The 20,489-nt window shown below is 41.1% G+C and carries 17 protein-coding genes, 1 pseudogene and 1 other annotated feature; of the genes and pseudogenes, 16 read left to right on the top strand and 2 right to left on the bottom strand.

The annotated features are described in order from the left end of the window. Window positions 1-145: 145 nt before the first annotated feature. The 5 genes from lon (at window position 146) to MHB38_RS13135 (ending at window position 5,048) form a co-directional block, all read left to right on the top strand. Window positions 146-2,470 carry an endopeptidase La gene (lon, locus tag MHB38_RS13155; protein WP_007501564.1) on the top strand — a complete coding sequence of 775 codons (2,325 nt, stop codon included), beginning with the start codon at window positions 146-148 and terminating at the stop codon, window positions 2,468-2,470. Next, a complete protein-coding gene (gene yihA, locus MHB38_RS13150) occupies window positions 2,467-3,054 on the top strand; it encodes a ribosome biogenesis GTP-binding protein YihA/YsxC (RefSeq protein ID WP_007501562.1) in 588 nt (195 codons plus the stop codon). The genes lon and yihA overlap by 4 nt, the downstream gene beginning before the upstream one ends. A 238-nt stretch (window positions 3,055-3,292) precedes the next feature. Beyond that, window positions 3,293-3,433 (top strand): hypothetical protein, encoded by a 141-nt coding sequence (locus tag MHB38_RS13145; protein ID WP_017367733.1) that lies wholly within the window; start codon window positions 3,293-3,295, stop codon window positions 3,431-3,433. Window positions 3,434-3,503: 70 nt separating this feature from the next. Beyond that, complete coding sequence (locus MHB38_RS13140; RefSeq protein WP_341003617.1) at window positions 3,504-4,652, top strand: MFS transporter; 1,149 nt, start codon at window positions 3,504-3,506, stop codon at window positions 4,650-4,652. Beyond that, window positions 4,653-5,048: a hypothetical protein gene (locus tag MHB38_RS13135; RefSeq protein ID WP_041506780.1), complete on the top strand. Its 396-nt coding sequence runs from the start codon at window positions 4,653-4,655 to the stop codon at window positions 5,046-5,048. It abuts the gene before it with no gap. Window positions 5,049-5,273: 225 nt separating this feature from the next. On the opposite strand, the gene MHB38_RS13130 is transcribed toward MHB38_RS13135, so the two are convergent. Next, window positions 5,274-5,759 carry a hypothetical protein gene (locus MHB38_RS13130; RefSeq protein ID WP_341003614.1) on the bottom strand — a complete coding sequence of 162 codons (486 nt, stop codon included), beginning with the start codon at window positions 5,757-5,759 and terminating at the stop codon, window positions 5,274-5,276. A 240-nt stretch (window positions 5,760-5,999) separates the two neighbouring features. On the opposite strand from MHB38_RS13130, the gene hemA reads away from it, so the two are divergent. From hemA to ysxE, 8 genes and pseudogenes are all read left to right on the top strand, one after another. Further along, complete coding sequence (gene hemA / locus MHB38_RS13125; RefSeq protein WP_048003357.1) at window positions 6,000-7,367, top strand: glutamyl-tRNA reductase; 1,368 nt, start codon at window positions 6,000-6,002, stop codon at window positions 7,365-7,367. Between the two features lie 7 nt (window positions 7,368-7,374). Continuing rightward, a complete protein-coding gene (locus MHB38_RS13120; RefSeq protein ID WP_008342830.1) occupies window positions 7,375-8,205 on the top strand; it encodes a cytochrome c biogenesis protein in 831 nt (276 codons plus the stop codon). A gap of 37 nt (window positions 8,206-8,242) precedes the next feature. Then, a complete protein-coding gene (hemC, locus tag MHB38_RS13115; protein WP_025207728.1) occupies window positions 8,243-9,178 on the top strand; it encodes a hydroxymethylbilane synthase in 936 nt (311 codons plus the stop codon). Beyond that, on the top strand, window positions 9,175-9,966 hold the full coding sequence (locus MHB38_RS13110) for a uroporphyrinogen-III synthase (RefSeq protein WP_007501556.1): 792 nt from the start codon (window positions 9,175-9,177) through the stop codon (window positions 9,964-9,966). The genes hemC and MHB38_RS13110 overlap by 4 nt, the downstream gene beginning before the upstream one ends. Then, the gene (gene hemB / locus MHB38_RS13105) at window positions 9,963-10,934 is read left to right on the top strand and encodes a porphobilinogen synthase (RefSeq protein WP_202734309.1); all 972 of its coding nucleotides are present in this window, start codon (window positions 9,963-9,965) and stop codon (window positions 10,932-10,934) included. The genes MHB38_RS13110 and hemB overlap by 4 nt, the downstream gene beginning before the upstream one ends. Before the next feature lie 27 nt (window positions 10,935-10,961). Further along, window positions 10,962-12,254: a glutamate-1-semialdehyde 2,1-aminomutase gene (gene hemL / locus MHB38_RS13100; RefSeq protein WP_202734310.1), complete on the top strand. Its 1,293-nt coding sequence runs from the start codon at window positions 10,962-10,964 to the stop codon at window positions 12,252-12,254. 331 nt (window positions 12,255-12,585) lie between these two features. Beyond that, window positions 12,586-13,065 (top strand): annotated as a pseudogene (locus MHB38_RS19570) (LysM peptidoglycan-binding domain-containing protein); the annotation flags it as partial. A gap of 802 nt (window positions 13,066-13,867) precedes the next feature. Next, a complete protein-coding gene (ysxE, locus tag MHB38_RS13090) occupies window positions 13,868-14,899 on the top strand; it encodes a spore coat protein YsxE (protein ID WP_039964078.1) in 1,032 nt (343 codons plus the stop codon). Window positions 14,900-14,981: 82 nt separating this feature from the next. Here the strand turns inward: ysxE and MHB38_RS13085 are convergent, their stop codons facing one another. Beyond that, the gene (locus tag MHB38_RS13085; RefSeq protein ID WP_003216497.1) at window positions 14,982-15,170 is read right to left on the bottom strand and encodes a hypothetical protein; all 189 of its coding nucleotides are present in this window, start codon (window positions 15,168-15,170) and stop codon (window positions 14,982-14,984) included. Between the two features lie 169 nt (window positions 15,171-15,339). Then, window positions 15,340-15,569 (top strand) — a binding site (T-box leader). Between the two features lie 58 nt (window positions 15,570-15,627). Here MHB38_RS13085 and MHB38_RS13080 point away from each other — a divergent pair. From MHB38_RS13080 to MHB38_RS13070, 3 genes are all read left to right on the top strand, one after another. After that, window positions 15,628-18,270 carry a valine--tRNA ligase gene (locus MHB38_RS13080; protein WP_008342812.1) on the top strand — a complete coding sequence of 881 codons (2,643 nt, stop codon included), beginning with the start codon at window positions 15,628-15,630 and terminating at the stop codon, window positions 18,268-18,270. A 65-nt stretch (window positions 18,271-18,335) separates the two neighbouring features. Beyond that, window positions 18,336-19,640 carry a bifunctional folylpolyglutamate synthase/dihydrofolate synthase gene (locus MHB38_RS13075; RefSeq protein ID WP_019743434.1) on the top strand — a complete coding sequence of 435 codons (1,305 nt, stop codon included), beginning with the start codon at window positions 18,336-18,338 and terminating at the stop codon, window positions 19,638-19,640. A 104-nt stretch (window positions 19,641-19,744) separates the two neighbouring features. Continuing rightward, entirely contained in the window at window positions 19,745-20,488 is a 744-nt protein-coding gene (locus MHB38_RS13070; protein WP_341003605.1) for a prepilin peptidase, read from the top strand. Window position 20,489: the final 1 nt, after the last annotated feature.

The following is a 20,489-nucleotide window of genomic DNA, read 5'->3' as shown; positions in this document are numbered from 1 at the left end:
GTGAAATAGATCTTTTTTTCTTTTTCAAGATAAAAAGAAAGGGTATACTACGGTAAGATCATCATTTCTCAAGTCTTTTACATTGTACAAGACTGAAACAGGTATATTATAATGATTCATACTAGTGACGGAGGTGTCTATCAACATGGCAGATGAAATCAAAAAGAATGTTCCGCTCCTTCCACTGCGAGGCTTGCTTGTTTATCCAACAATGGTCTTGCATTTGGACGTTGGGCGCGAAAAGTCTGTTCAAGCATTAGAACAGGCCATGATGAACGATCATATGATTTTTCTAGCAACACAGCGGGAAATTTCAATAGATGAACCAGGTGAAGAGGAAATTTTCAAAGTCGGCACCTACACAAAAATTAAACAAATGCTGAAGCTGCCAAATGGAACGATCCGTGTGCTCGTCGAAGGCTTAAATCGAGCGCAGATCGAATCCTACATGGAGCTAGAAGACTATACGTCAGTCGATATTAAAGAGTTGACAGAAGAAGAATTAAAGGACGCAGAAGCAGAAGCACTCATGCGCACTTTGTTAGATCACTTTGATCAGTACATAAAAATTTCAAAAAAAATCTCAGCTGAAACATATGCAACGGTAACGGATATTGAAGAACCTGGAAGAATGGCGGATATCGTCGCTTCCCACCTTCCTTTGAAATTAAAAGACAAGCAAGAAGTGCTGGAAACAGTCGATGTCAAAAAACGGTTGAATCGGGTCATCAGTCTCATTCACAATGAAAAAGAAGTGCTAGAGATTGAAAAGAAAATTGGCCAGCGTGTCAAACGTTCAATGGAGCGAACGCAAAAAGAATATTATTTGCGCGAACAAATGAAAGCTATTCAAAAAGAGCTTGGGGACAAAGAGGGGAAAACAGGCGAAGTCAGTACGCTTATGGCTAAAATTGAAGAGTCCGGCATGCCAGATTCCGTTCGTGAAACGGCTTTAAAAGAACTGAACCGTTATGAAAAAATCCCTTCAAGCTCTGCTGAGAGTTCTGTCATTCGCAATTATATTGATTGGCTGATCAATCTGCCGTGGGGCACTTATACAGAAGATCGTCTAGATTTAAAGCTTGCAAGCGAAATTTTAGATGACGAGCACCACGGGCTTGAAAAAGTAAAAGAGCGGGTACTCGAATATCTTGCTGTTCAAAAACTAACAAATTCATTAAAGGGACCGATTCTTTGCTTGGCAGGACCTCCTGGGGTAGGGAAGACGTCACTTGCAAAATCCATTGCTAAATCACTTGATCGAAAGTTTATCCGTATCTCTCTTGGCGGTGTACGTGATGAATCTGAGATCCGTGGTCATCGAAGAACCTATGTAGGTGCGATGCCGGGCCGTATCATTCGCGGGATGAGCAAGGCGGGCACAATGAATCCGGTCTTTCTTTTAGATGAAATTGATAAAATGTCTTCTGACTTTAGGGGAGATCCGTCTTCTGCGATGCTTGAAGTGTTAGATCCAGAGCAAAATCATAATTTTAGCGATCATTATATTGAAGAGACATTTGATTTGTCTCAAGTCTTATTTATCGCAACTGCCAACAATTTAGCAACCATTCCGGGTCCACTTCGTGATAGAATGGAGATTATCACGATTGCAGGGTATACGGAAGTTGAAAAAGCAGAAATTGTGAAAGATCACCTTCTGCCGAAGCAGCTAAAGGAGCACGGATTAAAGAAAGGGAACTTGCAGCTTCGTGAAGCAGCGATTTACGATATGATTCGCTATTACACGAGAGAAGCAGGAGTCCGCGGGTTAGAGCGTCAGCTAGCGGCGATTTGCCGAAAAGCGGCAAGAGCAATTGTGGCTGAAGACCGCAAACGCATCACAGTGACGGAAAAGAACTTATCTGAATTCCTCGGAAAAAGACTTTACCGTTATGGTCAGGCGGAAACGACCGATCAGGTCGGCGTTGTCACAGGCCTTGCATATACCACAGTTGGCGGAGACACCTTGTCCATCGAGGTCTCACTCTCGCCTGGTAAAGGCAAGCTTTTGCTAACAGGTAAGCTCGGTGATGTCATGAGAGAATCTGCGCAGGCGGCATTCAGTTATATCCGTTCAAAAGCAGATGAACTGAACATTGATCCTCAATTTAATGAAAAGCACGATATTCATATCCATGTTCCAGAGGGTGCGGTTCCAAAGGACGGGCCATCAGCTGGTATTACCATTGCGACGGCTCTTGTATCAGCACTCACAGGACGTCCTGTTTCAAAAGAGGTTGGCATGACAGGAGAAATTACGTTAAGAGGAAGAGTGCTTCCGATTGGCGGATTAAAAGAAAAAGCATTAGGCGCACATCGTGCAGGACTGAAAACGATTATTCTTCCAAAGGACAATGAGAAGGATATTGATGATATTCCTGAAAGTGTGAGAGAAGGATTAACTTTTATTCCGGTTTCACATTTAGATGAGGTGCTTGAGAAAGCGTTAGTAGGAGAGGGAAGATGAAAGTAACAAAATCAGATATCGTCATTAGTGCGGTGAAACCAGAGCAGTACCCGAGCGGGGGACTGCCTGAGATCGCACTTGCTGGACGATCAAATGTTGGAAAGTCCTCGTTCATTAACTCATTGATTAATCGGAAAAATTTAGCGCGTACGTCTTCTAAACCAGGAAAGACCCAGACGCTTAATTTTTACATTATTAATGATATGCTCCATTTTGTGGACGTCCCAGGTTATGGCTTTGCGAAAGTATCAAAAACAGAGCGCGAAGCATGGGGGAGAATGATCGAAACGTATATTACAATGCGTGAAGAGTTAAAAGCAGTCGTTCAAATTGTGGATCTGCGTCATAAGCCATCCGCAGATGATGTGAACATGTATGAATTTCTTAAATATTATGGAGTTCCTGTGATCATTATTGCGACAAAGGCCGATAAAATTCCAAAAGGCAAATGGGAAAAGCATGCGAAAGTCGTCAAACAGACACTCGACATTGACCCTTCAGATGAACTAATCCTTTTCTCTTCTGAAACAAAAAAGGGAAAAGATGAAGCCTGGAATGCGATCCTTGCGAAGATTAACAGTTAAGAAGATAATAAAAAGTTGTAAGAAAACGTTTGTTTTCTTACAACTTTTTTTCATATGCTGAGAAAAACGTAGAACTTGAAGGAAAGCGATTAAGTTTAAATTCGTTCTGTTTCTAGAAATTATTGAATGCCGAAAGTTTATTTAAATAGATGCTAAATTATAATTAAATTCCATATTTACAAATAAAATCAAGTGCAGTAATATGATATTGAAAATATTTCAGATAGGAGTGGTAATAATGAAATTAAAAGCAAGAACTTGTTACAATTACTCACTAAATGAAATGAAGGAAAAACAATCAAAACTGAAAGCGAGAACATGCTATAATTACTCGCTAAATGAAATGAAAGAAATGCAAAAGGAATTAAAGAAAAAGTAAGAGAGTATGATGAGAAACAGAGGTTTTTTAGAATCTCTGTTTCTTAACACTTAAATAAGGAATAGTGTACATGAATATTAGTAGAGTGAGTACATTAGTTTATTTGGATACTATGATTGTTTTCATAGGGGCACTAGTTTGGACTGGATTGCCTCTTTATTTCTTTGAGATGACTGGTTCATATTTTTATGCAGGCAGTATGTATCTGATTGGTGGCTTTTCGTTTATTTTAAGTAATATTGTGAGCAACTATTTATTTAAAGTTTTATCTAGATACACGGCAAAATTTTTCGTCACCACATTGTCTATCCTAACCCTTGCTTCGTTTTTTGCTTTAAACAATCAATTATTTAATCTAATGTTTTTTTTAATGCTTGCTTTTCAATTTTTTATAAATGGCTTATCGTTTATTTTAGAATCGGGATTTAACATGTTTTTATCCAATCAACCCCATAAAGATATTGCATATCGTAATATGTTTTTACTCTCAGCTAAAACAATTGGTTTCTTTAGTGGGCCAATTTTGTTTATATTCTTTGGATCAGAAATGTATCTTGTTTTTCTGCTCTTTTTTATTGGTTTGTTGGTTTATGAGTATTTGTATCCAATTGTTGCCCAGTTGAAAATCGAAAGTATATCTTTCACGAATGTTGAAATATTTAAAAAAATACCAAAGAGTTATTTGTTCATCATGTTTATTGATGGGATGTTTTTACCTGTAGTAATGAATTATTCGTTTATTATTCTGAAAGAAACGTTTTCAGCAAGTGATCTTACTGTATCATTATTTTGGCTAATTGGCGGAGTATCGGTTTTACTAGGAAATTTATTGATCCGAAGAATGGATATACAAAAAATACATTCGAAAGTCTATCTTATAACGATATATCTCACGTTTGGGTTAATTCTAATGATTTTAGCGCCCAATAGTTCACTGTTTTTAATTGGTTTTTTTATTTTGACACTCATTAACCCGTTGTTTATGAGCTTAATCAAAGCATCTTTTTTAGTTTTTTTTGATCCTCACTATAGAAGTATGGCACTTGCAGGTATGAATACATTGAATCAGCTAGGAACGATATTAATCATTACAGTGATTACATTCATGTTGGAAAGTTCGAAATTTTTCAATATTGCTTACATCATTCCATTATGTCTTTGTATAGGAATCATTCGATTTTTGATCCTAAAAAATATTTTAAAAAGGGGAATTCAATGAATGGATAAAGTGAGTTATCCTGACTTTTCGGTGGACTTAGTAGAAGCATGTTTGAAGTTTGGTTACTATTTTGAAGGAATGGATAAAGAAAATGTCACTCGATTAGTAGATCAATACAAAAAATTTTGGTTCCTGATCAAAAAATATCCCGATTGTTCTTTTGCCCCAAATACTGAAATTGATGAGGTTTGGCATTTACATATGCTGTTACCACAAAACTATTATTACGATTGTATGTCGTATTTCGGCGTTATTTTAGCTCATGATGCTGGATTTGGGAATCAAGCTGATGAAGTGGATATACTAAATGAAATGTTTGATAGCGGAAATGATTTATGGGAAAAAGAATTTGGATTTAGATTACCTGATGAAAATGAACTTGAGACGAAACCATAAAAATGATAATAATTGCTTGACAGTGACACTGATATCAATTTAATGATACTTGACATAAGGGGAGAAAAACAAAACCGCCTTACCCGCAAAATGTTGCTACACAAGCAACTGCAGATAAGGCGGTTATTGTCGTCTATATCAGTTAAACTGGATCTTATTCTTCTCGTAAGATGTGTATTATAAAACATCCAATTGATGGCTTATCAAACAATTATATTGTATAAGTTATTTCCTTTTTAAAAATAATAAGAGGAGACTGACAGCAATCAATACATATGGCCAGTACAATTCAAAACCGGAAGTAGGGATCGCAAGTGTGCTAAGTTGCTTCGTAATTTGTTGAAAGAAATAAAGGAATAGACCGAGTGCAATGAGAACAACACTTTCTATTCGATATTCCTTTTTCTGTGATGATTTCATCAAAAGTGCGAGGCCGATGATGAACACAATCATCGTAAATGTATCTGGCCAGTGTTCTAATTTCGGCTGAAGGATAAAGTGTAGCGCAAGGCCTGTCATGAGCATACCGATAAACACATGAGAGGTTTCCTGTTCCTTCTTTCCTTGATATAAGAAAGCAAGGCCAAAAAGCAGTACAAGTGTATACCATTTCTCCTGATCTTTCCAAATGTCAAATTGATCTCCTGAGAGAATGGCATATAGCGCTACAGCCAGCAAAGTGAGCGGCAGCAAAATAGATTTCTTCTTCAAAGATGTCACCTTCTTATAAGCAGATCATTTGTCCGCACGCGCCAAATCTGGTAAATTGCTTGAAGTGATGATATGGCATTCGATGTCGAACATTTTTCTACTATATCACAACATTTTTGAAATCTGTTCACAATTTTTATCCAGTTAAAAATGAATATATGTTATAATCATTATAAATAATAAATTCTATATTGTAATTATTATAAATTAGACAGGGCGTTGGGGGTGCAAGCTGAAGTTATGCATATTCTTGTTGTGGGTTTAGATTATAAAACAGCCCCTGTTGAGATACGGGAACAGCTGAGCTTTGAACCGAGCGAGCTCGGAACAGCGATGTCCAAGCTTAAAGAAGAAAAAAGCATTCTAGAGAATATCGTCATCTCAACATGTAATCGAACAGAGATCTACGCAGTTGTAGATCAGCTTCATACTGGTCGGTTTTATATAAAAAGATTTTTAGCAGATTGGTTCGGTTTAGAAAAAGAAGATGTCTCTCCATATTTGAAGTTTTATGAAAATGATGGAGCGGTTGAGCATTTATTCCGGGTTGCCTGTGGACTTGATTCTATGGTCATTGGTGAAACACAAATACTCGGTCAAGTGCGCTCAAGCTTTAAAGTTGCTCAAGAGGAGAAGACCATTGGTACCGTTTTCAATTATTTATTTAAGCAGGCGGTAACAGTTGCGAAGCGCTCTCATGCGGAAACAGATATTGCGTCTAATGCTGTATCTGTCAGCTATGCGGCAGTGGAACTTGCCAAAAAAATCTTTGGACGTCTTTCTGATAAGCATGTCCTTATTCTTGGTGCGGGTAAAATGGGCGAGCTGGCGGCTCAAAACCTTCAAGGTCAAGGGATTGGCCAGGTAACAGTCATCAATCGAACGTTCGAAAAGGCCAAAGAACTGGCAGGCCGTTTTTCAGGAGAGCCTAAGAGCTTGAATCAATTAGAAAAGACATTATCTGAAGCGGATATTTTAATTAGCTCTACTGGGGCTAAACAATTTGTGATTACAAAAGAAATGGTCGAAAAAGCGAACAAACATAGAAAAGGCAGACCTCTATTCATGGTGGATATTGCAGTACCGCGTGATTTAGATCCAGCTATTTCTGAAGTAGAAGGTGCTTTTTTGTATGACATTGATGACCTTGAGGGCATTGTGGCAGCTAACCTGAAAGAGCGCCGTGCAGTAGCTGAAGAGGTGGAGCTTCTCATCGAAGCTGAAATTGTGGAATTTAAACAATGGCTTAATACGCTCGGAGTGGTTCCTGTGATTTCTGCTTTAAGAGAAAAAGCACTCTCGATTCAAGCGGATACGATGCAAAGCATCGAACGAAAGCTTCCAAACCTCACAAATCGTGAAATGAAGCTGTTAAATAAACATACGAAAAGCATCATCAATCAAATGCTGAAAGATCCTATCTTAAAGGCCAAAGAAATTGCCGGGGAGCCGAATGCAGAGGAAAAGCTTTTACTCTTTAAAGAAATCTTTGATTTACAGGTTGAAGATGAAGAGCAAAAGGCAGAGCCGATGCAGGTGGAGCAAGGGGCATTTCAACTGTTCAAATCAAATATGGCACAAGGCCTTGCTACAGTTGCCAGTGAGTGATTAGGCGATGATGGAATCCATTGTAGCGAGACTAGGCGAAGCGACGATCTTGATCTATGCACTCAGTGTCTTGTTCTATTTCATAGATTTTCTTCAACACAACCGGAAGGCTGGAAAAATGGCTTTCTGGTTGCTTTCTATTGTCTGGCTGCTGCAAACAGTCTACATGTTTTATATTATGATGGAAACAGACCGATTCCCTGTGTTGAATGTAGCAGAGGGGTTATATTTTTATACGTGGGTGCTTGTGACATTGTCACTTGTTTTGACAAAAGTATTACGTGTTGAATTTATTGTGTTTTTTACAAATGTGATTGGTTTTTCCATGATGGCGATTCACACCTTTACACCATCCGATCTTCATTCTGCCGAACTGACGGGAAAGCTGACGAGTGAGCTGCTCGTCATTCATATTACGATGGCCATTTTATCATACGGCGCTTTTTCACTTTCATTTGCTTTTTCACTCCTCTATCTATTTCAATATCGTTTGCTGAAAAAGAAAAAGTGGGGAAAATGGCTTTTGAGAATTGAAGACTTATCAAAGCTTGATCACATGGCGTATGTCTTAAATATTATTGGCGTGCCGATGCTCTTGCTTAGTTTAATTCTTGGCATTATATGGGCATATATCTCGTATGATACGTTGTACTGGACAGATGCAAAGGTGCTCGGTTCGTTTATTATGCTGTTTTTATACGGCTTTTACTTATACATTAGACTGGTGAGAAATATGCAGGGCAAAATCGTGGCGCGATGGAATGTCGCTTCATTTCTTGTGCTGATGATCAATTATTTTCTGCTTGGTAGCTTATCAACCTTTCATTGGTTTCAATAATGATGAGTCTTAAGGGCATTGTCGGGAGGAAGACGTAATGCGTACAATTAAAGTAGGTTCTAGACGAAGCAAACTTGCGATTACACAAACAAAATGGGTCATTCAAAAGTTGTCTGAACTAAACCCTTCTTATTCTTTTGAAATTAAAGAGATTGTGACAAAGGGTGATCAAATTTTAGATGTGACCTTATCAAAGGTTGGCGGAAAAGGTCTGTTTGTTAAAGAGATTGAACAGGCAATGCTGAACCATGATATCGATATGGCAGTACACAGCATGAAAGATATGCCGGCTTCTCTTCCAGAAGGTTTAGTCATCGGCTGTATTCCTGAGCGTGAAGATGTGCGGGATGCGTTGATTTCAAAGGATCATCTCCGTCTTCATGAACTACCAAAGGGAGCGGTTGTGGGAACGAGCAGCTTACGGCGCAGTGCCCAGCTTCTTCAGAAGAGACCAGATCTTGAGATTAAATGGATCCGTGGAAACATTGATACGAGACTCGAAAAACTGAAAAATGAAGAGTATGATGCGATTATTCTAGCGGCTGCCGGATTGTCTAGAATGGGCTGGAGTCAAGAAGTCGTGTCGGAATTTTTATCTCCTGATACTTGCCTTCCTGCTGTGGGGCAGGGCGCATTGTCGATAGAATGTCGGGGAGATGACGAAGAGCTCTTGCAGCTGTTAGCTCAATTCACAAATGAGTATACAAAGAAAACGGTCCTTGCTGAAAGAGCCTTCCTTAAGCAAATGGATGGAAGCTGTCAAGTGCCGATCGCTGGTTACGCAACGATGAATGAGCGTGATGAAATTGAATTGACAGGTCTTGTGGCATCTGCGGACGGCCATACGATTATTCGAGAAACCGTAACAGGTACTGACCCTGAGGCAATCGGAACAGCATGTGCGAAGCAAATGGCGGATAAGGGAGCAAAAGATTTGATCGACAAGGTGAAAAAGGATCTGTCTTCCCAATGACGATAGCCAAATCGCTTTACGGACAGACGGTGCTTGTCACTCGAAATGAACGTCAAGCGGGTGCGTTTCAGCAGAAAATTGAAGCGCTGAACGGCCATGCTGTTTTAACCTCTCTTATCAGGTTTGAACCAACGCTGACAAAAGAAAAAGCGAAGGCATTTTTAGAAGATTTAGAAGCAAGCCATTGGCTTGTGTTTACAAGTGTAAATGGTGCGTCTTTTTTTCTCAGTTATATAGAGAAGCATCAATTACATCAAAGCTTATCCCACTTGAAAGTGGCGGCTGTAGGTGAAAAAACATCTGCCTATCTGATGCAGCACGGCCTAAAAGTGGATGTGGTTCCAGAGCGATTTATAGCAGAAGAACTGGCAGATGCTTTAATTGATCATGTACACCCAGAAGAATGTGTCTTTGTAGCAAAAGGCCACTTGTCACGAGATGTGGTGAAGAATACCCTCGTTCCGCTTGGCATTGACGTAAAAGAGTGGATTATATATGAAACAGTGAAGGATGAGGACGGAATTATCGCACTCAAGTCGGCAATGATGGAGCAATCATTTGATTTTATTACATTTACAAGCTCCTCCACTGTTCATTCTTTTATGCACGCCATGGAGGCTGATATCGATAGATTAGCTGCATCAGACACATGTTTTGTGAGCATCGGTCCTCTTACACAAGAGGCGCTGCTTCAATACGGGATTTCTTCTGAAACCCCAGATACTTATACGATAGACGGGATGCTTGATTTGATGTGCCGTTTATCTGAAAGGAAGTTGAACCAATGATGAAATTTAACAGACACCGCAGATTGCGTACAAGCGCAGGAATGAGAGAATTGGTGAGAGAAACATTTTTAAGACCCTCTGATTTCATTTATCCCATCTTTTTTGTAGAGGGAGAGAATGTCCGGAAAGAAGTCCCTTCAATGCCGGGTGTCTATCACATTTCAGTTGATCTTGTGAAAGAAGAAGTCCAAGAGCTTGTTGACCTTGGGATTAAATCTATCATTGTTTTTGGGGTACCAGACCATAAAGACCATGTAGGCAGTGAAGCTTATCACGATCATGGGATTGTTCAAAGAGCAACGCTTGAAATCAAAAAGCATTTCCCTGAGCTTGTGGTCATTGCTGATACTTGCTTATGCCAATATACAGATCACGGACATTGTGGAATCGTTGAAGATGGAGAAGTTTTAAATGATGAATCTCTTCAGCTCTTAGCGAAAACCGCTGTCAGTCAGGCTCGTGCAGGTGCAGATATCATTGCTCCATCAAACATGATGGATGGCTTTGTTATCGCAATTCGTGATGCGCTTGATGAGGCCGGCTTTGTTCATGTGCCTGTCATGTCATATGCTGTGAAATATGCAAGTGCTTTTTACGGTCCGTTTCGTGATGCGGCGCATAGCACACCGCAGTTTGGAGATCGTAAAACGTATCAAATGGACCCTGCAAACCGCTTAGAAGCACTGAGAGAAGCGCAGTCTGATGTAGAAGAAGGCGCTGACTTTCTGATCGTGAAGCCGTCACTTTCATACTTAGATATCATGCGTGATGTGAAAAATGAATTTACACTTCCTGTTGTTGCGTACAATGTGAGCGGAGAGTATGCAATGGTGAAAGCAGCAGCTCAAAATGGCTGGATTTCTGAAAAAGAGCTTGTTCTTGAAATGCTGACTAGCATGAAACGTGCAGGCGCAGAATTAATCATTACGTATCATGCAAAAGATGCAGCGAAATGGCTCTCAGAATAAAGAACGGATAGACAGGAGGACATTGAAATGGGACGTAGCTATGAAAAGTCAAAGCAAGCATTTAAAGAAGCGCAGCAGTTAATGCCGGGTGGTGTGAACAGCCCTGTGCGCGCATTTAAATCAGTCAATACAGACCCGATTTTTATGGAACGAGGCAAAGGCGCAAAAATATACGATATTGACGGAAATGAATATATTGATTATGTCTTATCGTGGGGACCGCTTATTTTAGGGCATACGAATGACCGTGTGGTTAAAAGCATTCAGCGAGTAGCTGAACATGGTACAAGCTTCGGTGCTTCTACTTTAGTTGAAAATGAATTAGCTAAGCTTGTATCAGAACGAGTTCCTTCTATTGAGGTCATTCGTATGGTCAGCTCTGGAACAGAGGCGACGATGAGTGCGCTTCGTCTAGCACGTGGTTTTACAGGCAGAAACAAAATTGTGAAATTTGAAGGCTGTTATCATGGCCACGGTGATTCTTTGCTCATTAAAGCTGGTTCGGGTGTGGCAACGCTTGGACTTCCGGATAGCCCTGGTGTCCCTGAAGGTACAGCAAGCAATACGATCACCGTTCCATACAATGATTTAGAAAGCATCAAAGTCGCTTTTGAAGAATTTGGAGACGACATTGCAGGTGTCATTGTAGAACCAGTTGCAGGAAATATGGGGGTTGTCCCTCCGCAAGAAGGTTTCTTGCAAGGATTGAGAGACATCACTGAGCAATATGGCTCTTTACTCATTTTTGATGAGGTCATGACAGGCTTCCGTGTGGATTATCATTGTGCCCAAGGCTATTTTGGCATTACGCCTGATCTGACATGTCTTGGTAAAGTCATCGGAGGCGGCCTGCCAGTTGGTGCTTATGGCGGTAGAGCGGACATTATGAGACAAATTGCGCCAAGCGGCCCGATATATCAAGCAGGAACGTTATCCGGTAACCCGCTTGCGATGACAGCAGGTCTTGAAACATTAAAACAGCTGACACCTGAGTCTTATGAAGAGTTTAGACGCAAAGGAGATCGTTTGGAAGAAGGCATTTCAAAAGCGGCGAAAGCACATGGGATTCCACTAACATTTAACCGTGCAGGTTCCATGATTGGATTCTTCTTTACAAACGAACAAGTCGTCAATTACGATACAGCGAAAACAGCTGACCTCGCTTTATTCGCTGAATTCTACAAGGAAATGGCTGATCACGGCATCTTCCTTCCACCTTCACAATTCGAAGGGCTGTTCCTCTCAACTGCTCATACGGATGAAGACATCGAGTATACAATTGAGACAGTTGAAAAGGTATTTCAAAAATTAGCTCAGTAACCAAAAGCCGATATGGAGACATATCGGCTTAGATCGTTGACAAAGGGTTAAAATGAACTTTATTTTAGCCCTTTGTCTTCTTTTCAGCGTGAAAGAAAACCTTTGCAGTCTAGGAAGGACGAGCACCGGAGCGGAGCGAATTTGACATTCGTGAGCACCAGCGCGCAGGACTGACACCGAATGCGAGGGTTTGTCTACACGCTGAGCCGATATGGAGACATATCGGCTTTTTGCTTTGCATAAAACCAATCATATTTTCACCGCCTCTTTCATACACCTGTATTGACATCTAATTTTATTTTGAAGGATTAGATGAAAGGAGGACACCGACTTGTCTCAAAACAATCGATTACAGTTTTCGGTAGAAGAGTCCATTTATTTCAAAAACGGACAGGAAGTCAGTGAGTTGCTGTCAATTTCTCTCGATCCTGACATTCTCGTTCAAGAAGTGAATGATTATGTTTCCATTAGAGGTTCACTCGAGCTAACAGGAGAATACAACATAAATCAAGAGGAGCTAATGGGTGAATCCAGTTCCTATGCATCATACAGGCAGGCTGATGAGGTGAAGGTAAGAGAGGACGGAACGGCTGAGCTGCTGCATCAATTTCCGGTGGATATCACGATCCCCAAGAACAAAATTAGTCATTTAAATGATGTATTTGTGTTTATTGATGCATTTGATTACCAGCTGACAGAAAGCCGTTTGCTCACGATTCAGGCTGATTTGGCCATTGAAGGTCTGTTAGATGAAGGAACGCCTGAACCGCTTGTAGAAGAGCCATATGAATTTGTCCATCGTGCTGAAGAGGAATATGGCGATGTCACTTATGAATATCAGGCGCAGTCTGAATATGAAGAGCAAGAAATGCTGCCACGTGAAGAGCATGAAGAAAATGCAGAACAGCAGGCCGTTTTGCAACATGAAGCGCGAACTGAACAAGAAGAGGATGAAATAAACATCGAGACGGTGATGGTGGAAGAAGCAGAAGAAGAGGAGGAATATGAGGAAGAAGAAGCCGTGGCGCTTGGGTATCGTTCCTTCCCAGAAGCTCAAGTACAAGAGCCGCCATTCTTTGACCCGCCTAAACTGTTAGAAGAAGAGGAGCGGGATGATACGTTCTTTGAGGTGGAAGTGAGGAAAGACCCTGAAGCAGAGAGCAAGGAAGAAGAAGAGCCGCCAGCTTATCCAGCCTTTGAATCACCTGCTCATCAGATGGAACAGACGCAGGAAGAGCGGGATGACAGCTATCAGTTCGAACGATTATATGAACGTGAAGCACCAAAGGTGTATGAATCAGCTCAAGAAGCTGAGGAGTTTGAACATGACCAGAGAGAAGCGTCTGGCAGTGAGAATTCTCTTTATTTAACGAAGCTGTTCGCTAAGCAGGAGGAGGAAGATTTTTCTCGCATGAAAATATGTATAGTTCAGCAAGAAGATACGGTCGATCGTATTTGTGAGCGATATCAGTTGAATGTGCAGCAGCTCCTTCGAACGAATTCATTGTCGGTGGATGCAGAGCTTGAAGAAGGGCAGATTCTTTATATTCCTGAATATCAAAAAAGCAATGCATAGTATGAGATGATGGACCGAGAAAATGTGGTGAGAGAACGTGGATGAAATCCAATCTGTCCTATACGAATATGGGCTTGAGGCTGAATATATCGAACCTGTCAGTCCAGCTGTCGTTAGAGTGTATACAAAGCAGGGCGTATTTGCACTAAAGCGAGTAAAACCCCATCGACAAATGCAATTTACAGAGCAAATGCTTGAACTAGAATCAAAAGGCTATCGCTCCTTTGTGCCGATTTATCGCACGAAGAGCGGTTCCTTTTTCTCTAATCATCGAGAAAGCCAGTACACGTATTACCTCATGCCATGGCTGACCAATGAAAAGAGAGAAGAGCAGGACGATAAACATGAATATTTATTTCAAGAGATTGCAAGACTTCATAAACGAACAGAAGTCATGATGGACATTACTGAGCAGGAAATAGAGGCTCACTACACCCAAATGAAAAGCAAATGGGAAACAGAGAAAGACATGTATGAACGATTTATCGAGCGGGCAGAACAAACATGGTATATGTCGCCATTTGAGCTGGCTGCTGCTATGTATTTTTCAGAAGCGATGTCTGCAAGTGAATTTGCACTTGAACGTTTAGAGGATTGGCATGAGGAAATGAAAGACCAAGAGACGACACGTATTGTGTTAAACCATGGGCAATTGTCAATCCATCACTTTTTGTACAATGATGTAGGTACAGGACATTTCACCAATTTTGAGCGGTCCAAAAAGGCTGCCCCCATATATGACCTTTTGACCTTTTACTATCGCACATTCAAAACCTACCCTACTCCTTGTCCTGAATGCACATCTTTGTTTTATACGTATCAAAAGGGAAATAAACTTCGTGAGGAAGAGATTCATTTGTTCTTGAGCTACCTCGCTTATCCGCAGGGTTTGTTTGATACGGTGAAAGCCTATGAAGCAGGCGGACAGGATGAGATGGAAAGTTGTCAGGAGCTGTTAAGGGCGTATTGGCAAATGAAAAATTCTGAGCCGACCGTCATGAAAATACACGAAATTGAGCAGGCTAGACGCCTTGAAGAAGAACAAAATGCCTCGTCATCAGAAGAGTGACGAGGTTGTTTGCTGTTGCGCTATGAAATGTCTAACGAGGGATGACCTATACATAAGAGTGAGCCTGCAGCTTTCAGCTCCCTTAAAACCAATCAAGGTGAAAGGCACAGGCGAGAAATATAAGAATTCCTAAGATGAGGACGTCAAATGTTGTGGGAAAAATGATCGTGCGAAAGCCTTGAAATATGGCAATCGGGAGAACGACTTGGGAGGCAACTGCCCGAATTTGTCTAAGCCATGGGGGGAGTGTGTAAGGATTGATCTTTTTCAAAATAAAACGCCCTCCTTCTTTATTTTGTTATTATCATATGGGCAAAGAGGCAAAGGGTGCCTGCCCAATTTGTATAAAGAAGAAGAAAAGCGGAAAAGATGATTGACGAAAACAAAAGGCATTTAGTAATATTAATAAAAGATGAGTATAAGCTGATGAACGTGATATATCGTAAGCGTGGATCAGGAAGAGTACGAGCAAGACCCTAAAGAGAGGGAAACCAATAGCTGAAAGGTTTTCTAGGATGCACTTGTTTGGAAGGTCGCCTGTGAGCTTAATTTCTTGAAACATGTAGTAGAGAAATTCGGGAGATCCCCGTTATCCTTTAGAGAGTACGGGACACGTCTAAGTGTTTCGTGAAAAAAGGTGGTACCGCGAAAAAGCTTTTTCGTCCTTTTATAAGGATGAGAAGGCTTTTTTATGTTTCATCAGCCGAAAAAATGTGGAGGTAACACAAATGGAAACAAATAATCAAGAAATGCCAACAAAGTACGATCCAAATGCGATTGAAAAAGACCGCTATACGTACTGGCTTGAAGGGAAATTCTTCGAAGCACAAAATGACAAAACGAAAGATCCATATACAGTCGTCATTCCTCCACCAAACGTGACAGGAAAATTACACTTAGGGCATGCTTGGGATTCAACCCTTCAAGACATCGTGACTCGTATGAAACGGATGCAGGGCTATGATGTTTTATGGCTGCCAGGAATGGACCATGCGGGTATTGCAACACAAGCCAAGGTAGAGGCGAAGCTTCGCGAAGAAGGCGTGAGCCGCTATGATCTCGGGCGTGAAAAATTTGTAGAAGAAACGTGGAAGTGGAAAGAAGAGTATGCCGATTTTATTCGCAGCCAGTGGGCGAAAATGGGTCTAGGTCTAGACTATTCGCGTGAGCGTTTCACATTAGATGAAGGCTTGAATAAAGCAGTCCGCCAAGTGTTTGTTCAATTGTATGAAAAAGGATTGATCTATCGCGGAGAATACATCATTAACTGGGACCCAGCAACAAAAACGGCCCTTTCTGATATTGAAGTCATCTACAAGGATGTGCAAGGTGCGTTTTATCACTTGAGATATCCGCTTGCAGATGGATCCGGTTCGATTGAAATTGCGACAACAAGACCTGAAACGATGCTGGGAGATACGGCAGTCGCTGTACATCCTGAAGATGAACGCTATCAGCATTTGATTGGGAAAACAGTTGTTTTACCAATTACAGGCCGAGAGATTCCAATCGTCGGGGATGACTATGTCGATATGGAATTTGGATCAGGAGCTGTAAAAATAACGCCGGCTCATGACCCGAATGACTTCGAGCTTGGAAACCGTCATAACCTAGAGCGCATTCTTGTGATGAATGAAGATGGCACAATGAATGGAAACGCACTTCAATACAAAGGAATGGACCGCTTCGAATGTCGTAAACAGCTTGTGAAAGATCTTCAAGAAGAAGGCATTTTGTTCAAAATTGAGGACCACATGCATTCAGTTGGTCACAGTGAGCGCAGTGGCGCTGTAGTGGAGCCATATTTATCAACACAATGGTTTGTGAAAATGCAGCCGCTCGCAGATGAAGCCATCAATCTGCAAAAAGGTGATGAGCAAGTTCAATTTGTTCCAGACCGATTTGAAAAGACGTATTTACACTGGATGGAAAATATCCGTGACTGGTGTATTTCTCGTCAGCTATGGTGGGGACACCGCATCCCGGCTTGGTATCATAAAGAAACGAAGGAAGTATACGTGGGACTTGATGCGCCAGAAGATATTGAAAACTGGGAGCAAGATAACGATGTACTTGATACATGGTTTAGTTCAGCGCTTTGGCCTTTCTCTACAATGGGCTGGCCAGATGCAGAAAGTGAAGACTTCAAGCGCTACTACCCAACCAATCTGCTTGTAACAGGCTATGACATCATCTTCTTCTGGGTATCCCGTATGATCTTCCAAGGTCTTGAATTCACAGGAGAAAAACCATTTAAAGATGTCCTCATTCACGGTCTTATTCGCGATGAACAAGGGCGTAAAATGAGTAAGTCACTTGGCAACGGAATTGATCCAATGGAGGTCATCGACAAGTACGGAGCGGATTCATTGAGATATTTCTTAGCGACTGGAAGCTCTCCAGGTCAAGATTTACGTTTTAGCTTTGAAAAGGTTGAATCCACTTGGAACTTTGCGAACAAAATTTGGAACGCATCCCGTTTTGCTCTCATGAATATGGATGGTTTAACGTACGATGAGCTTGATTTAACAGGAGAAAAATCAGTTGCTGATCAATGGATTTTAACACGCTTAAATGAAACGATTGAAAGTGTCACACAGCTTGCTGACAAGTATGAATTCGGTGAAGTGGGCAGACATTTATACAACTTCATTTGGGATGATTTCTGTGATTGGTACATTGAAATGGCGAAACTTCCGCTTTATGGAGAAGATGAAGCAGCGAAGAAAACGACTCGTTCGATCCTTGCGTATGTATTAGATCAAACGATGAGACTTCTTCATCCGTTTATGCCGTTCTTAACAGAAGAAATCTGGCAGCATCTACCTCATGAAGGTGAGTCCATTACTGTAGCGGCATGGCCTGAAGTGAAGCCGGAGCTTTCCAACGAACAAGCTTCTGCTGATATGAAACTGCTTGTTGAACTGATTCGTTCTGTTCGTAACATTCGCAGTGAAGTCAACACACCAATGAGCAAACAAGTCGAGCTATATATCAAAGCATCCACATCTGATGTACAGGAACGTTTAGAGAAGAACCGTTCATATATTGAACGCTTTACGAATCCAAGTGTGCTTGAAATTGGCACCGATGTTCCTGCTAGTGATAAAGCGATGACAGCAGTTATTTCTGGAGCAGAGCTCATTCTTCCGCTTGAAGGTTTAATCAATTTAGACGAAGAAATTGCCCGTCTGCAAAAAGAGCTTGATAAGCTGACAAAAGAAGTTGAGCGCGTACAGAAAAAACTTGGGAATGAAGGCTTTATGAAAAAAGCGCCTGAAAGCGTCGTAGAAGAAGAGCGTGCGAAAGAACGTGATTATGTCGCAAAACGCGAAGCTGTTCAAAAACGTATTGAAGAGCTGAAAGCATAATGTTGAAAAGACGGCTCCTAACGGAATGGAGTCGTCTTTTTTGAAAATTCCGTATGAAATGAGAGATGACATTGTTTACAACCTATCATGAAGCCATTGAATGGATTCATAGCAGACTCGCTTTCGGTGTCAAACCGGGACTTGAACGAATGAAATGGCTGATGGACAGACTAGACCATCCTGAACAAAAAATAAAAGCGGTGCATGTGGCTGGAACAAATGGAAAAGGATCAACGATTGCATTTACTCGGTCCATTTTACAGTCAGCGGGCTATTCAGTTGGAACCTTCACCTCTCCATTTATTTTAACGTTCAATGAACGAATTAGTGTAAATGGGGAGCCGATTTTGGACGAAGAGTGGCTGAGTTTGGTGAACGACATCAAGCCTTTAGTTGATGAATTAGATGATACAGAACTTGGTGCAGCAACAGAGTTTGAGATCATTACAGCATGTGCGTTTGCTTATTTTGCCCATGTGCACCAAGTAGACTTTGTCCTCTTGGAAACAGGGCTTGGCGGAAGACTTGATTCTACAAATGTGGCAGCGCCCATCTTAACAGCAATTACGTCGATTGGTCACGATCATATGGCCATTTTAGGCGACACACTTGATCAGATTGCAGCAGAAAAAGCGGGCATTATTAAAGCTGGGATTCCGATGATCACGGCCGTTCATCAAGCGGAAGCTCTTACTGTGATTCAACACAAAGCAGAAGAAAAAAATGCGCCGTTTATCTCGTTACATGATACTTGTACCTTTAAGGACCAGCGGCCGACTGAAACAGGTGAACGCTTCACATTCACTACCCCAAAAAGGGAGTACTCGCAGCTAGAGACAGGGTTAATCGGAACGCATCAAAGGCAGAACGCCTCCCTTGCCGTTCTACTGATCGAATGGCTGGAGCAAGAAGGATATATCCATGTGCTAGATGAGCAAGTGTATGAAGGAATTCGGCAAGCGGTGTGGGCTGGAAGATTTGAAAAGATCCAAGATGAGCCTCTTGTTTATTTAGATGGTGCTCATAACGAAGAAGGAATGGACCGTTTAATCGAAACTGTACAAGCTCATTTTTCCAGTAAACAGGTTCATGTTTGTTTTAGTGCGTTAAAAGATAAACCTTACAAACAAATGATCGAAAAGCTTGAAAGGATTAGTTCATCGATTCATTTTGTTTCCTTTGACTTTCCAAGAGCTGAATCAGCGGAAAAGCTTTATGCTTGCAGCCATTTAAAAGCAAAATCGTTTGATGAAGACCCTCGTACAGTGCTTGAATTCATTCAGAAAAAAAGCGCTGACCCTGCAGCAATGATTCTGGTGACAGGTTCGCTTTATTTTATCTCAGATGTACGAAGTCGTATTTTACAGTAAGGAAAAGACGCAAATTGCTTCTATGCAATGTGCGTCTTTTTTCTTTTGATATGTAGGAGAGGGGGAAAATCACGTTTTCGCAAGGTGATCAAAGGTGAATCGCTATGGTACAATCCGGTCTATTCTATTTCCGGAAGGAGTCACCTAATATGATCGATTTTTTTATGTTTTTCACAGGCATGGTCATGGGATCATTTTTTCATCTAGTTGGTGAGAGGCTTCCAATGAAGCGGTCTATTCTTTTTCCTCGTTCACACTGCGGAGCTTGTAAAGAGCCGCTTTCTTTTCACGACATGCTCCCGCTTGTTTCTTATGCTGTATTGAAAGGGTCATGTAAGCATTGTGGAACCAGGCTCTCTTTGCTTTATCCACTGGTTGAGCTGTTGACAGGCGGCCTTTTTTTACTCGTTTATAGACATGCTGGTTTCTCTTTTGAGGGCCTTTTTCTTGTGAGTCTATGTAGTTTATTCGTGATTGCTGTCGTGAGCGATCTTTTTTATATGAGAGTACCCAACGAGCTCTTTCTCTTCTTTTTTCCTCTTTTCGTCATATACCGCACGCAAGAACCGCTTTTTATTTGGTGGGAAGGAGTGGCATCTCTTCTTATTTGTCTTCTTTTGTTTTATAGTTTAGAACAATTCAAGCCAAATAGTATGGGGGGAGCGGATGTCAAACTATTTGGTGTGCTTGCATTTTGCTTCGGATTTAAGCCATTTCTGATCATTCTTTTTCTTTCGTCTGTCACGGGAATGGTTTACGCAAAGGTGTTTTCTTACAAGGCAAATGAACCCTTTCCTTTTGTTCCTGCCATCGCTTGTTCTTTCTGGCTTTATCTTTTTTTGTGGTGAT

This window comes from Bacillus sp. FSL K6-3176, from assembly GCF_038003325.1.
Lineage (GTDB): Bacteria > Bacillota > Bacilli > Bacillales > Bacillaceae > Bacillus > Bacillus altitudinis.
Note: the sequence above shows the minus strand (reverse complement) of the source record. Positions and strands in the feature narration are given on the sequence as shown.

Coding starts and splice junctions, on each gene's coding strand:
- lon (WP_007501564.1), top strand. CDS start 146: ATGGCAGATGAAATCAAAAAGAATGTTCCGCTCCTTCCACTGCGAGGC.
- MHB38_RS13140 (WP_341003617.1), top strand. CDS start 3,504: ATGAATATTAGTAGAGTGAGTACATTAGTTTATTTGGATACTATGATT.
- MHB38_RS13135 (WP_041506780.1), top strand. CDS start 4,653: ATGGATAAAGTGAGTTATCCTGACTTTTCGGTGGACTTAGTAGAAGCA.
- hemL (WP_202734310.1), top strand. CDS start 10,962: ATGGGACGTAGCTATGAAAAGTCAAAGCAAGCATTTAAAGAAGCGCAG.
- yihA (WP_007501562.1), top strand. CDS start 2,467: ATGAAAGTAACAAAATCAGATATCGTCATTAGTGCGGTGAAACCAGAG.
- MHB38_RS13070 (WP_341003605.1), top strand. CDS start 19,745: ATGGTACAATCCGGTCTATTCTATTTCCGGAAGGAGTCACCTAATATG.
- hemC (WP_025207728.1), top strand. CDS start 8,243: ATGCGTACAATTAAAGTAGGTTCTAGACGAAGCAAACTTGCGATTACA.
- MHB38_RS13145 (WP_017367733.1), top strand. CDS start 3,293: ATGAAATTAAAAGCAAGAACTTGTTACAATTACTCACTAAATGAAATG.
- hemA (WP_048003357.1), top strand. CDS start 6,000: ATGCATATTCTTGTTGTGGGTTTAGATTATAAAACAGCCCCTGTTGAG.
- MHB38_RS13080 (WP_008342812.1), top strand. CDS start 15,628: ATGGAAACAAATAATCAAGAAATGCCAACAAAGTACGATCCAAATGCG.
- MHB38_RS13075 (WP_019743434.1), top strand. CDS start 18,336: ATGACATTGTTTACAACCTATCATGAAGCCATTGAATGGATTCATAGC.
- MHB38_RS13120 (WP_008342830.1), top strand. CDS start 7,375: ATGATGGAATCCATTGTAGCGAGACTAGGCGAAGCGACGATCTTGATC.
- MHB38_RS13110 (WP_007501556.1), top strand. CDS start 9,175: ATGACGATAGCCAAATCGCTTTACGGACAGACGGTGCTTGTCACTCGA.
- hemB (WP_202734309.1), top strand. CDS start 9,963: ATGATGAAATTTAACAGACACCGCAGATTGCGTACAAGCGCAGGAATG.